Annotated in this window: 12 protein-coding genes; 4 read left to right on the plus strand and 8 right to left on the minus strand. The window is 71.1% G+C overall.

Annotated features, from left to right (window positions below; all coding sequences use genetic code 11):
* Positions 1 to 21: 21 nt before the first annotated feature.
* From D452_RS0124455 to D452_RS0124475, 5 genes are all read right to left on the minus strand, one after another.
* Entirely contained in the window at positions 22 to 1,320 is a 1,299-nt protein-coding gene (locus D452_RS0124455; protein ID WP_017546768.1) for a heparan-alpha-glucosaminide N-acetyltransferase domain-containing protein, read from the minus strand.
* A gap of 131 nt (positions 1,321 to 1,451) precedes the next feature.
* A complete protein-coding gene (locus D452_RS0124460) occupies positions 1,452 to 3,500 on the minus strand; it encodes an acetoacetate--CoA ligase (protein WP_017546769.1) in 2,049 nt (682 codons plus the stop codon).
* 212 nt (positions 3,501 to 3,712) lie between these two features.
* Complete coding sequence (locus tag D452_RS0124465) at positions 3,713 to 4,390, minus strand: HAD family hydrolase (RefSeq protein WP_017546770.1); 678 nt, start codon at positions 4,388 to 4,390, stop codon at positions 3,713 to 3,715.
* A gap of 84 nt (positions 4,391 to 4,474) precedes the next feature.
* A complete protein-coding gene (locus D452_RS0124470) occupies positions 4,475 to 5,173 on the minus strand; it encodes a DUF4126 domain-containing protein (RefSeq protein ID WP_017546771.1) in 699 nt (232 codons plus the stop codon).
* 111 nt (positions 5,174 to 5,284) lie between these two features.
* On the minus strand, positions 5,285 to 5,530 hold the full coding sequence (locus D452_RS0124475) for a DUF2630 family protein (protein ID WP_017546772.1): 246 nt from the start codon (positions 5,528 to 5,530) through the stop codon (positions 5,285 to 5,287).
* Positions 5,531 to 5,945: 415 nt separating this feature from the next.
* On the opposite strand from D452_RS0124475, the gene D452_RS0124480 reads away from it, so the two are divergent.
* Both D452_RS0124480 and D452_RS0124485 read left to right on the plus strand, forming a co-directional pair.
* Positions 5,946 to 6,236 (plus strand): metal-sensitive transcriptional regulator, encoded by a 291-nt coding sequence (locus tag D452_RS0124480; protein WP_017546773.1) that lies wholly within the window; start codon positions 5,946 to 5,948, stop codon positions 6,234 to 6,236.
* 70 nt (positions 6,237 to 6,306) lie between these two features.
* Positions 6,307 to 7,005 carry a hypothetical protein gene (locus D452_RS0124485; RefSeq protein ID WP_017546774.1) on the plus strand — a complete coding sequence of 233 codons (699 nt, stop codon included), beginning with the start codon at positions 6,307 to 6,309 and terminating at the stop codon, positions 7,003 to 7,005.
* Here D452_RS0124485 and D452_RS0124490 read toward each other — a convergent pair.
* On the minus strand, positions 6,990 to 8,366 hold the full coding sequence (locus tag D452_RS0124490; RefSeq protein ID WP_040694821.1) for an NAD(P)/FAD-dependent oxidoreductase: 1,377 nt from the start codon (positions 8,364 to 8,366) through the stop codon (positions 6,990 to 6,992). The genes D452_RS0124485 and D452_RS0124490 overlap by 16 nt on opposite strands.
* A gap of 303 nt (positions 8,367 to 8,669) precedes the next feature.
* On the opposite strand from D452_RS0124490, the gene D452_RS0124495 reads away from it, so the two are divergent.
* Complete coding sequence (locus D452_RS0124495; protein WP_017546776.1) at positions 8,670 to 9,161, plus strand: hypothetical protein; 492 nt, start codon at positions 8,670 to 8,672, stop codon at positions 9,159 to 9,161.
* 75 nt (positions 9,162 to 9,236) lie between these two features.
* Here D452_RS0124495 and D452_RS0124500 read toward each other — a convergent pair whose 3' ends face one another.
* Both D452_RS0124500 and D452_RS0124505 read right to left on the minus strand, forming a co-directional pair.
* Positions 9,237 to 10,703, minus strand: coding sequence for a catalase (locus tag D452_RS0124500; RefSeq protein WP_017546777.1), 1,467 nt, complete (start codon positions 10,701 to 10,703; stop codon positions 9,237 to 9,239).
* 105 nt (positions 10,704 to 10,808) lie between these two features.
* Positions 10,809 to 11,414, minus strand: a complete 606-nt coding sequence (locus D452_RS0124505; protein ID WP_017546778.1) for an SACE_7040 family transcriptional regulator — start codon at positions 11,412 to 11,414, stop codon at positions 10,809 to 10,811.
* 136 nt (positions 11,415 to 11,550) lie between these two features.
* Here D452_RS0124505 and D452_RS0124510 point away from each other — a divergent pair, with 136 nt between their 5' ends.
* Positions 11,551 to 13,161 (plus strand): carboxyl transferase domain-containing protein, encoded by a 1,611-nt coding sequence (locus tag D452_RS0124510; protein WP_017546779.1) that lies wholly within the window; start codon positions 11,551 to 11,553, stop codon positions 13,159 to 13,161.
* Position 13,162: the final 1 nt, after the last annotated feature.

The following is a 13,162-nucleotide window of genomic DNA, read 5'->3' on the forward strand; positions in this document are numbered from 1 at the left end:
GCGGTCCGCGGGTCGGCCCCGTCAGTCCGCCCGCGGTGCCGCTCCAGGGCCGGGGCCCTGGCCGCCGAGCCCTCCGCCGTCGGACCGGCCGCCCTCCACGAAGCTGACGGCGGCGTCCGCGAAGGAGCCCAGGCCGGTCTCCAGCGGTCCCCGGCCCACGCCCCATCGCCACAGGCTCGCGAAGACCAGCGCCCCGAGGATGAACAGCTCCAGGTACCAGGGGCCGCTCGCGGAGCCGTCCGGGTGCAGGGCCACGATCACCGCGAGGACCAGGATGTGCCCCGAGTAGACGGTCAGGGGCATCCGGCCCACGGACGTCAGCGGGTACAGCAGGCGCGGCAGGCGCTCGGCGAGCAGCATGCACACGACCAGCACGACCAGGGCCTGCCCCACCGCTTCGAGGATCTCGAAGGTCGTGCCCGTGTGCGGGGTGTTCACCGCCAGCCACCACCATGAGTCGGTGGGCACCTGGCCGCTGATGCTGTGGGCGTGGTCCGTCGTGGCGTAGCGCAGGTCCTCGGCGTACTGCGGATCGAGGGAGCTCAGCGGGCGGCCGTCGAGGAAGGGGTTCTCCGCCTCGGTCAGCCGGTCCAGGCCGCCCAGCGGGTACAGGAGGACCCAGGAGCCCAGGTAGCCCGAGGCCGCCATGACCGCGCCGCCGACCGCCATCCGGACCCGCACCACGGCGGAGGTCAGGTCCGTGCGGCCCACCGCCATGCCCGCGATCACGAACGCCATGAAGGTGATCGCCGGGTAGTAGCCGGTGAGGAGGAACTCGGTGAACGAGCTGACCGCGCTGGTGCGGATCCCTCCCGGGAAGTACTCCGCGCGCAGCAGGAAGGACACCACCGGGCCGAACAGCGCCAGGGCGGCGGCCGACACCCACAACAGGGCCGCCCGCGCCCGCAGCAGCGGCAGGGCCAGCACGAAGAACCCGGCGTAGTAGGTGAGGATGATCGCCACCGGCACGGCGAACGCGTCCAGGACGAACCCCAGCAGTCCGATCAGCAGGGCGCGGGCCAGGATGCGCACGACCGCCCGGCGCAGCGGATCGCCCCCGACGGGACGGGTGCGTCCGGTCATCAGGGCCAGGGAGACCCCGGCGAGGAAGGCGAAGAGGGCCGAGGAGTTGCCGCGCACGAGGCTGTGCAACTCCCACCCCTGTTCCTCCGGCAGCAGGCCGAAGGAGACGACCCCGAGGTGGACGGCGAACATCCCGAAGACCGCGAGCGCCCGCGCGGCGTCGATGCCGTCGATGCGGCGCCGGTCCGGGGAGGGCGTGCTGGCGGACGGGGAGCGGTCGGATCGGTTCTGTGGCACGTTGTCAGGCTACGCCCGGCTCTGTCCGGCGGCGAGCAAAGGCCGCTCCCGGCCACGGGCCCCTGACCGGGCCCGGAGAGGGGGTGTTCCTCCGGGCCCGGTCCGAGCGGCGCCGGGCGCCGCCCTCGGGCTCAGTCGTCGACCAGCTCGCTGAAGTGGTCCAGCGCCTCCGGGTTGGACAGCGAGTCCCGGCTGGCCACCTTCCTGGGGTCCTCCCCCATGAGGATGCGCTTGACCGGAACCTCCAGCACCTTGCCGGACAGTGTGCGCGGCACCGACGCGATCACGCGGACCCGGTCGGGCACGTGCCGGGGCGAGCAGTCCGTCCGGATCCGGCGGGCGATCTCCTTGGGCAGGCCGCCCTCCAGGTCGGCCCCCTCGCGCAGCACCGTGAACAGCTCGATGCGGGAGGACCCGTCCTGTTGGGGCACGTCCACGACCAGGGCGTCCACCACGTCGTCCAGGGCCAGGACCGCGCGGTAGATCTCGCTGGTGCCCATGCGGACGCCGCCCCGGTTGATGGTGGAGTCCGAGCGGCCGTAGATGATCGCGGTGCCCCGGTCGGTGATCTCGATCCAGTCACCGTGCCGCCAGATGCCCGGGTAGACGGAGAAGTAGCTGTCCCTGAGCCTCTCGCCGTCGGTGTCGCCCCAGAGGAACACCGGCATGGACGGGGCGGGTTCGGTGACCACGAGTTCCCCGACCTCGCCGACCAGTTCGTTGCCGTCCGGGTCCCAGGAGGCCACGGCCATGCCCAGCCCGCGCGACTGGATCTCGCCCTCGTACACGGGCAGGGTGGGGGTCCCGCCCACCAGACAGCTACAGATGTCCGTGCCGCCGCTGGTGGAGAAGAGCCACAGGTCGTCGCCGAACTCCTCGTAGACCCAGGTGAACGCCTCGGGGCTGAGCGGGGAGCCGGTGGATCCGATCGCCTTGAGCGCGGACAGGTCGCGGCCCCGCGTGGGGTGCACGCCCTCCTTCATGCAGGAGGACAGGTACCCCGCGCTGGTACCGAAGACCGTCACCCCCGCTTCGGCGGCCAGGTCCCACAGGGAGCCCAGGTCGGGCGAGGCGGGGCCCGCGGCCTGCGCCCCGGCGTCGTCCGCGGACGGTGACGGGTGGGCGGGGCTGCCGTCGTACAGCACGATGGAGGCCCTGGTCAGGAGCACGCTGACCAGGAAGTTCCACATCATCCAGCCGGTCGTGGTGAACCAGAGGACCCGGTCGTGCGACTGGGCGTCCAGGTGCAGGTTCAGGTTCTTGAGCTGTTCAAGGAGGATGCCGCCGTGCCCCTGGACGATCGCCTTGGGCAGACCGGTGGTCCCCGAGGAGTACAGGACCCACAGGGGGTGGTCGAACGGGACCGGGGTGAAGGTGAGTTCGGCGCCCGCCCCGCTCTCGGTGAGACGGTCCCACGGCAGCGTGCCGTCGAGGGCGGCCCCGGGGCTCAGGTAGTCGAGGAGGACGGTGTGCTCGACGGTGGGGAGCGCGGCGCGCAGCTCCTCCACGACCGGGCGCCGGTCGAAGTCCTTGCCCGCGTACCGGTAGCCGTCGACGGCGAGCAGGACCTTGGGTTCGATCTGGGCGAAGCGGTCGATCACGCTGCGCACGCCGAAGTCGGGCGAGCAGGAGGACCAGATCGCGCCGAGGGAGGCGACAGCGTAGAACGCGGCGGCGGTCTCGGGCAGGTTGGGCAGGTAGGCGGCCACCCGGTCGCCCTTCCCCACCCCGAGCTCACGGAGCCCGGCGGCGATCGCGGCGGTGCGCTCGCGCAGGTCGCCCCAGGTCCAGGAGTCGAGCGCGCGGAGTTCGGTGGCGTGGCGGATGGCGACCTCACCGGGGTCGCGTCCCTCGAAGACGTGCTCGGCGTAGTTGAGCGTGGCGCCGGGGAACCAGCGGGCGCCGGGCATGCTCCGGTCGGCCAGGACCCGCTCGTACGGAGTGGCGGAGCGGACGCCGAAGTACTCCCAGACGGACGCCCAGAACCCGTCGACGTCGGTGACCGACCAGCGCCACAAGGCGTCGTAGTCGAAGTCCGGGGCGGCGGTGGAGTCGCCCTCGCCGAAGGCCCTGACGCCCTGTTCACGCTCGGCCCACCGGGCGAACGCGACGATGTTGGAGGACTCGATCCGGTCCTCACCGGGCTCCCAGAGCACACGGGGCACGCTGCTCTCCGTCATTGCAGGCCTTCCCAATCGCGTCGCTGTGTGTTGCTGTGAGACACATCTAACAGCACACCATCATCGGCGCCACGGGCCGGTCCGGCCTAACGACTGCGCGGGGCGGGCACGAAGTACGCAGGTCACCGCTGGGGAGCACGAGCGTGGCCCGCCCACCCCCGAAGCGTGTCATTGGGTGGGCGGGCCACGTTGACCGCGTCGGGGGACGGGGTTCAGCCGAGTCGGCGTACGGCGGCGACGGCGTCCGTCGGGGTGTCGACGACGAGGGCGCCCGTGGCCTCCAGGCGCTCGCGGGCCATCAGCCCGCTGGCGACCAGGACGGTCTGGGCCCCGGCCTCACGGGCCGCGCGGGCGTCGTCGTCGATGTCGCCGATGAGGACGACGCGCGCGGGGTCCAGGCCCTGCTGCTCCAGGTGGTGGACGAGGTGTTCGGCCTTGGAGTCGTGCTCGGTGTCGAACTTGCGTCCGTCGACCCGCGTGAAGTGGTCGTTCAGCCCGCGTTCGGTGATGAGCGGCACCAGGTGGTCGTGGGTGGCCATGGACAGCAGGGACTGGGTCCGGCCGCTCCCGGCCCACTGGAGCAGGACGTCAGGGACGCCCGCGGCCAGCTCACAGGTGTGCAGGTACTCCAGGTAGCTGTTGTCGTAGAGCTTCTCGATGCGCTCCCACTCCTCCGCGGAGAGGCTCCGGCCGAGGAGCTCCTCGTAGCAGGGGATGAGGGGGCGGCGGAAGACGGTGCGCCAGTGGTCCATCTCGACCGGCTCACGGCCGAACTGGGCGCACACCGCGTTGACGGCCGCCAGGTTGGCGTGGTTGTCGTCCAGGAGGGTGCCGTTCCAGTCCCAGACGATGTGGTGGGTGTTCGGATTCGCGGAAGTCATCTCAGCCATTGGGAGCACTGTACGACCCCCCGACCCGTCACCGATATGCGTTTTCCGCCACCCCGGCCGCGTCGGCGCTGGCCGGAGCGGGAGTCACTGCCGGTACTGGTCTGCGCGCCCCGGTGGGGAGTGGGCACCGGAACCGGGCCCGGTCCCGTGCCGCCGCGCCGCTCGTTCGGCCCTGCGCTGTTCCCGCGCCCTGCGGCCCTTGCGCGCCGCCCACACGCCGAGCACCACCATCAGCGGGAACACCACCACGATGAGAACGGGCAGCAGCACCGCCATCAGCGCGGTGAGGAAGCTGGCGACGTCCTCCAGGAAGGAGACCACCGGAGCGCCCAGGCCGAGTGTGAGGGTGTTGACCACCGGGCGGGCCAGCGCCTTGGCCAGATGGAAGAGCAGGGCGATCACGACCCCGGCGATCACCGCTCCCCAGGCGATGCCGCCAGCGGTGGTCGCCATGCCCGAGGCCTCGCCGGAGATCTCGGTGATCTCCGAGAGTTGGACCGCCGAGGCACCGGCGCCGAAGGTGATCCCGCCCGAGGTGGGCCGGATGACGGTCTGCACCACGTCGTTGACGCTGTCGAGTGCGGGCACCTTGTCGGCCACGAACTCGACGACGAGCAGCACGCCGAGGCAGACGAGCGTGGCTGGGTGCTCCAGCCAGGCCCAGGCGGGGGTGAGCGGGATGATCTCGGTGTACCGGGCCAGCAGCCCGATCACCAGCAGGGGGACGTAGGCGTTGAGACCGGCGGCCGAGGCCAGGCCGAGGCCGGTGAGGGAAGCGAACAAGGGATTCCTCCGTGCGCGCCGGACAGGGGCGGTGCCGGTCCGGGTGCGTGAACCGGCACCGACTCTTCTGTGACGCCGGTGGAGGGCCGCTGGTTGCGTGCTCCTGCTCGGCTACTGCCGGTAGTTCTCCACCTCGGAGACGGGCCGGACGCGGGCCTCCTCGGGGTCCTGGTCGTACTCGCTGCGGGCCCGGCGCTGACGGAGGAGGTCCCAGCACTGGTCGAGGGACTCCTGGACCTCCCTCATCCGGCTCCGTTCCTCCGGGTCGAGTCCTCCCTCGGTGGAGCGGAGCGCGTGCTCCTCGTCCATCAGGCCGCGGATGGTCGTCATGATGTCCTGCTCGGGGTTGTCGCTCATACCGTCATGGTCCGCGCGGCTCCGGGACCGGGGCAAGAGTCCCGGTCCCGGGATTGCCCAGGTCAGACCGAACGTTTACGCGCGGCCACGAGGGCTGCCCCGGGGGAGTCCGTGGGCGACGCGGTCGGCGTGGGCTCGTCGAGTGGGGGCCGCTGCGGCCCCCCTCCGCCGTACACACGGGTCCGGTGCGAGCCGCCCCCCGACCGAGGACGCGCAGGACGGGACCCTCGGCGGCCGCTGACGGCGGGGCGGCCGACCCCTGCGGTCTGGGAAACTTCTCGTACGGCCTGGTTGGTGACAAATGGTTCGCCGGTCGACGGCCGGAAGCGCGGAATAGACCGCGAAGCTCCCCGCTTGAATACCTTGAGGGGGTATTGTTATGGCAGCTGAGCAGGAACGACACGGAGACGGTGGCATGGCGGCGAACCACGGTTACAGCGACGACAAGCAGAGCCACATCAACCGGCTCCGCCGTATCGAGGGGCAGATCCGGGGTCTCCAGCGGATGGTCGAGGACGACCAGTACTGCATCGACATCCTCACCCAGACTTCCGCGGTCAACAAGGCACTGCGCTCCTTCGCCCTGTCCATGCTGGACGAGCACCTCAAGCACTGCGTGGCGCACGCCGTGGCCAACGGCGGCGACGAGGCCGACGAGAAGGTGCGCGAGGCCTCCGACGCGATCGCCCGCCTGGTCCGCTCCTGACCGACGGGACCGCCGCGACCGGTCCCGGCCATCCGTCCTCCCACGCCCACACCAGGGCTAACGTACTGGTATGCCCCCCGAAGACCCCCCTGAACGCACCTTCGACGAAACCTCCGCCGACCACCGGGCCACCGAGGAGAACGGGCTCGCCCGCGCGCTGGAACGCCGCCTGGCGCTGCCGGTCCTGCTCTGCGCGGTGGTCTCCGTCCCGGCGGTCTTCCTCGGCATGTGGGGCGAGGACCGGTGGGCAGAGCTCGGGCACCGGGTCAACTGGCTGGCCGGGCTGGTCCTGTGGGCCGAGTGGATCCTGCTCATCGCGCTGGCCGAGAACAAGCTCGGCTGGCTGCGCACCCACAAGTGGAGCACGTTCGTGGCGGCGGTGACGCTGCCCGCCGTGGTCTTCGCACTCGGGCCCGCCCAGGTCCTGCGCCTGCTGCGCGCGGCCGGAACCCTGCGCCTGCTCCGTGTCACCCGGATCGTCGAGGCCGGCGGGGTGCTGCGCCGCCGGATGGGACTGACCGGGACACGCGGGACGGTGGTGGCCGCGGCCACCACCGTCCTGTCCGCCGTCTTCGTCGCGGCGGTCCTGGCCGATCCGACCTCGACCAGCCGCCGGTACGCCGAGTCCCTGGTGTCGGGGACGGGGACCTGGCTCGTCATCCTGGCGGTCGTGGTCCTCACGGGCGCCACCGCCCTCGTGGTCGTCCGCCGCTGGCGCCGGTCCCGCACCCCCTCCCCCGACGGGGGCGCGGATCAGTCCTCGCCGTAGCGCTCCCGTTCGTTGTCGAGAAGGCGGGCGCCCTCGGAACGGGACGTCCCCGCGTCCAGGTAGTCGACGGCCTCGTTGGCCACGAACGACGACGGCCGGCCGTCGTCGGCGAACCCCATCCGGGACACCTCACTGCCGAGGAAGGCGCGGATGCCCCAGTTCGCGACGATACGGGCCCGCGCGGTCCCGGACGGGACCGAGGCCACGTGGTAGCCGCGCGTGGCCGCCAGCGCGGGCAGACCGCTGAGGTCGAACTGCATGATCCGGGCCAGCGCGTCGCGTCCGCTCAGGTCCACGACCAGGCCCATGTCGTGGTGGCGGAACTCCTTCAGCGGCCGCCCGAGCACCGAGTTCACGACGTTCTCGGCCGCCGTGGAGGCCTGCCGGCTGGCGTACTGGGCGGTGGGCGGGCAGTAGGCGCTGTCGGTGTGCGAGAGGTTGGGCACCGCGGCGGCGTCACCGATCGCGAACACGTCGGGCTGGCCGGGTACGGCCAGGTCGGTGCCGACCTCCAGGCGCCCGGCCTGGGTCGGTTTGCCGAGGGTCTCCATCAGCGGGCTGGGCGTGATGCCCGCCGTCCAGATGAGGGTGCGGCAAGGGAGGGCTCGGCCGTCGGTGAGCACCACCTTGTCGGCGGTCACCTCGCGGACGCTGACCTTCATCTTCACCTCGATCCCGAGGTTGCGGAGCAGGTCGACGGCCTTGCGGCCGAGCCGGTCGCCGAGCTGGGGCAGGACCTTCGGAGCGATGTCGACGAGGTGCCAGCGGATGACCGAGCGGAGTTCGGGGTAGCGCTGGGCGGCCTCCTGGCAGAGTCGCATGAGCGAGGCCGCGGTCTCCACCCCGGTGTAGCCGCCACCGACCACGACGAACCGGCAGCGCTCCTCCCGCTCGACCGGGTCGCGCGAGTCGTTGGCCAGTTCCAGCTGGGAGAGGACGTGGTCGCGCAGCAGCACCGCCTCCGCGAGGGTCTTGGCACCGTAGGCGTGCTCGGTGAGCCCGGGGATGTCGAACTCCCGGGTCATGGAGCCCGGGGCGAGGACGAGCCGGTCGTAACGGCAGGGGGCGAGCTCACCGGTGGGCCTGCGCACCACCACCGTGCGGTGGCGGGTGTCCACCCCGACGGCGTGCCCGGGGACGAGCCGGGTCTGCTTGGTGAGCCGGTGCACCGACATGACGACCGACTGCGGGGTGAGTAGGCCGGAGGCCACCTGCGGCAGCAACGGGCTGTAGAGCATGTAGTCGTGTGGTGCCACGAGGGCGATGTCCGCCGCTCCCGCGGGAATGCGTCGTTCCAGGTGACGGATGGTGTGAAATCCACCGAAACCCGATCCGACCACCACGATTCGAGGCCGAGACATAGGTACACCGCTCCTTCTTCGGGTCGGGGGCGGGACGCCTGACGCGTCTGTGGGCCGTCGATCGCGGGCGTACCCACTTCACCGCTGCCGAATGTACGGGCGAGGTGGCGGTTTCCCCTCACTCCCACACGAGTCGTTCCGGGGACTTTGTCCGCCATTGGCACACAGCCCGAAAGACATACGGTGACTTCACGGGGGCGAAACCCGCTCTTGGTGTCCTGAACCTGAGACTAGATGACTATGTGTGGTCGTGCACTTACGGAACGTGCTGACCCGTGTCGCAGAGAGGGGCAAGGAACGCATATGCGTGCCTTCACCAGGATCACCACCGCCGCTGTACTGGCCGGGGGAATGACCTTCGTCGGCGTCGGAGCGGCCCAGGCCGACCCGAAGGACGAGGTCGCCCAGCCGGTGGGGGAGGTCTCCCAGCCCGCAGGTGAGGTCGCCCAGCCCGCCGAGGAGGCCACCGGCTCCGTCGAGAACCTCTCGCCCGAGGCCGAGGCCCTGCTCGCGAACCCCCAGGTCCAGGAGATCCTGGCCGACGAGGAGGCCGTCGCGCTGCTCAGCGACGCCGACTCCCTGAAGTCGCTCCAGGCGCTCATGGAACTGGAGGACCCGACCGCGGCCCTGGCGGCGCTCGAGCTCCCGGTCGCCACCGAGAACCTTCCCGTCAGCGCGGAGGAGGCCCCGGTCGCCACCGACGAGGTCACCGGCCAGCTCCCGGCCGAGGCCCCGGACACCGGCGACGTCACCCAGCCGGTGGAGGACGTCGTGGGCGGCGTCGGCCTCAGGTAGGACCGGTTCGCACGTGAGGGGGCGGGTGATCGTGGCCACCCGCCCCCTTCCGTCTGCCGTCCCGGCCCCGGAGGGTCAGCTCCGGTTGACCCCCTCGGCCACACGGGCGCCGATCCCGGGATCGATGTCGCTCCAGTACTTCAGGGCGCGCTGGAGGATCCCCTCGTCGGTGACCGCGCTCACGTGGCCCACGATGTTGGAGACCAGCCGGTCACGAGCGGCGTCGTCCATGACGTCGCGGATCAGCGCGCGCGGCTGGGAGACGTTGTCGTCGTCCTCGCGCAGCCGGTAGGCCTCCCGCAGGAGTTCGGAGGCCTCCACCTTCCACCCGGCCTCCTCCACGCCCTCCTGGCGCGCGGCGTCGGGGCCGCCGTAGGAGTTGGGGTGGTAGACCTGCCCGGTGTCCGGGGCGTAGTGGCGCATCGCCCCGTCCTTGCCGTAGGAGCGCACCGGCGCGTGGGGACGGTTGGGCGGGAGTTCGTCGTAGTTGACCCCGATCCGGTAGCGGTGGGTGTCGGGGTAGGAGAACATGCGGCCCAGCAGCATCTTGTCCGGGGAGGCGCCGGTGCCCGGCACCATGTTGGACGGCTCGAAGGCGGCCTGTTCGATGTGGATGAAGTGGTTGTCCGGGTTGCGGTCCAGGGTCATCCGCCCGACCTCGATCAGCGGGTAGTCGCCCTTGGGCCACACCTTGGTGAGGTCGAAGGGGTTGTACCGGTAGCCCGCCGCCTCGTCGATGGGCATGATCTGCATGCTCAGCGTCCACGACGGGTGGTCCCCGCGTTCGATCGCCTCGAACAGGTCGCGGCGGTGGTGGTCGGCGTCCTCACCGGCCACGCGGTCCGACTCCTCCTGGGTGAGGAAGTCGTTGCCCTGGTCGGTGCGGAAGTGGTACTTGACCCAGAACCGCTGCCCCTTGGCATTGATCCACTGGTACGTGTGCGAGCTGAACCCGTCCATGTTACGCCAGGTCCTCGGAACGCCCCGGTCACCCATCAGCCAGGTCACCTGGTGCGAGGTCTCCGGCGACAGCGACCAGAAGTCCCACTGCATGGTGTTGTCGCGCAGGCCCGTGCGGGGGTCGCGCTTCTGGGAGCGGATGAAGTCCTGAAACTTCTGGGGGTCCCGCACGAAGAAGACCGGCGTGTTGTTGCCGACCATGTCGAAGTTGCCCTCGCGCGTGTAGAACTTGAGCGCGAACCCGCGCGGGTCGCGCCAGGTGTCGGGGCTGCCCATCTCCCCGGCCACCGTGGAGAAGCGGGCCAGCATCGGGGTTCGACGCCCCGGTTGGAAGAGGTCGGCGCAGGTGTACTCGCTGACGTCGTTGGTCACCTGGAACGTGCCATAGGCGCCGCTGCCCTTGGCGTGCACCACCCGTTCGGGCACTCGCTCACGGTTGAAGTGGGCCATCTTCTCGACGAGGTAGGCGTCGTGGAGGACGATGGGGCCGTCGCTGCCCACAGTCAGTGAGTGTTCGTCGCTGGGTGCGGGGATACCCGCGTTGGTGGTGGTGCGCTCGGACTCCGGTCGCTTGTCGACCATGAACGATCCCCCTTGTGGAAGTGGACGCGCGCGTCCCGGATGTCGGTCCGGGAGACTCGTGCGCGGGCCTACCCACGTGAGGGTCAAGCCATGTACCTGCGGGTTTCAACTCGGCTTTGGCGCGGGGTCCTCGGCGAGCAGGGCGGCGGATCCCATCCGCAGCAGCAGGGCGGACATCGCGCCCCGGGACAGCGGGCCCCGGCTGTGCGGGGTGGAGTTGAGCAGACCGAACGCGGCGTGCACCGAGGCCCGCAGGTCGGCGCGCGGGGACCCCGGGCGGAGTTCGACGAGGACGGTCACCCACTCCTCCACGTAACCGCGCTGGAGGCGGCGGACCCGGCGGCGGTCGTCGTCGGTGAGGTTGACCAGTTCGCGGTCGTGCACGGTGATGAGGTCGGGTTCCCCGAGGGAGAACTCGATGTGCCCGCGCAGCAGGGCCTCCAGGGCCTCCTCGGGGCCGTCCGCGCCGGTGACGAGCTCGCGTCCCCGACTGGCGAGGCGTTCGCTGATGTCCACGAGGACCTCGCCGAGCAGCGCCTCCTTACCGGGGAAGTGCCGGTAGAGGGCGGGCCCCGTGGTGCCCACGGCGCGCCCGAGGTCGTCGATGGTCACACCCCGGTAGCCGTGCGCGGCGAAGAGCCGGGCCGCCGCACCCAGGATCGCCGTTCTCCGCTCGCCCGTGGGCCGCTGACCCTGGGGTGCCGTCGCCATCCGTCCGCCTCTCGCCGCCCGTCCGCGTGGTCCGCGCCACCCGGACCCTGGACACCCATGTTAGTAGTTACTAACATCACCTCTGTTAGTGAGCATTAACATCCCTCCACGAGAGGACACCATGAGCAGGGCACCTGTGCTCGGTTCGGCGGTAGACACCGCCGGGCCCGCGTTCGCCGCCAACGACGCCGCGAACCGCGCGCTCTCGCTGGAGCTGCGGGAGCGGATCGCGACCGCGGCCCTCGGCGGCCCCGAGAAGACCAGAGCGCGTCACGTCGAGCGCGGCAAGCTCCTCCCCCGCGACCGCGTCGACCTCCTCCTGGACCCCGGTTCCCCGTTCCTGGAGATCGCCCCGCTGGCCGCCTACGGCCTCTACGGAAGGGACGGCCAGGACGCCCCCGGGGCCGGGATGATCGCCGGGATCGGCCGCGTGGCCGGGCGTGCCACCGTGGTGGTGGCCAACGACGCCACCGTCAAGGGCGGCAGCTACTACCCGATGACGGTCAAGAAGCACCTGCGCGCCCAGGAGGTGGCGCTGCACAACCGCCTCCCCTGCGTGTACCTGGCCGACTCCGGTGGCGCGTTCCTGCCCATGCAGGACGACGTCTTCCCCGACCGCGAGCACTTCGGCCGCATCTTCTACAACCAGGCCACCATGTCCCGGGCGGGCATCCCGCAGATCGCGGCGGTCCTGGGCTCGTGCACGGCGGGCGGCGCCTACGTCCCGGCGATGAGCGACGAGGCGGTGATCGTCCGCGAGCAGGGCACCATCTTCCTCGGTGGCCCGCCCCTGGTGAAGGCGGCCACCGGCGAGGTCGTCACCGCCGAGGAGCTGGGCGGCGGCGACCTGCACTCGCGGGTCTCCGGGGTCACCGACCACCTCGCCGACGACGACGCCGACGCCCTCACCAAGGTGCGGCGGATCGTCGACACCCTGGGCCCGCTGGACCCCCCGGCCTGGGAGACCCGCGAACCCCGCCCGCCGGCGCTGGACCCCGAGGAGCTCTACGGTGTGGTCCCCGCTGACACCCGCACCCCCTACGACGTGCGCGAGGTCATCGGCCGCGTCGTGGACGGCAGCGAGTTCACCGAGTTCAAGTCCGAATACGGCACCACCCTGGTCACCGGGTTCGCACGCGTCAACGGGCACCCGGTGGGAATCGTCGCCAACAACGGCATCCTGTTCGCCGAGTCCGCCCTCAAGGGCGCGCACTTCATCGAACTGTGCGACCGGCGTTCCATCCCGCTGGTCTTCCTCCAGAACATCTCCGGGTTCATGGTCGGCCGCGACTACGAGGCGGGCGGCATCGCCAAGCACGGCGCCAAGATGGTCACCGCCGTGGCCTGTGCCCGTGTCCCGAAGTTCACCGTGGTGATCGGCGGGTCCTTCGGCGCGGGCAACTACTCCATGTGCGGCCGCGCGTACTCGCCCCGCTTCCTGTGGATGTGGCCCAACGCCCGCATCTCCGTCATGGGCGGGGAACAGGCCGCGTCGGTGCTGTCCACCGTGCGCCGCGACCAGATGACGGCGCGCGGCGAGGAGTGGTCGGCCGAGGACGAGGAGGCCTTCAAGGCGCCCATCCGCGACCAGTACGAGGAACAGGGCAGCCCGTACTACTCCACCGCGCGCCTGTGGGACGACGGCGTCATCGACCCCGCCGACACCCGCGACGTGCTCGCCATGGCCCTGTCCGCCGCCCGCCACGCGCCCCTGGAGCCGGTCGGCTACGGCGTCTTCCGGATGTGAG

Origin of the sequence: Nocardiopsis prasina DSM 43845 (genome assembly GCF_000341265.1) — a bacterium.
Taxonomy (GTDB): domain Bacteria; phylum Actinomycetota; class Actinomycetes; order Streptosporangiales; family Streptosporangiaceae; genus Nocardiopsis; species Nocardiopsis prasina.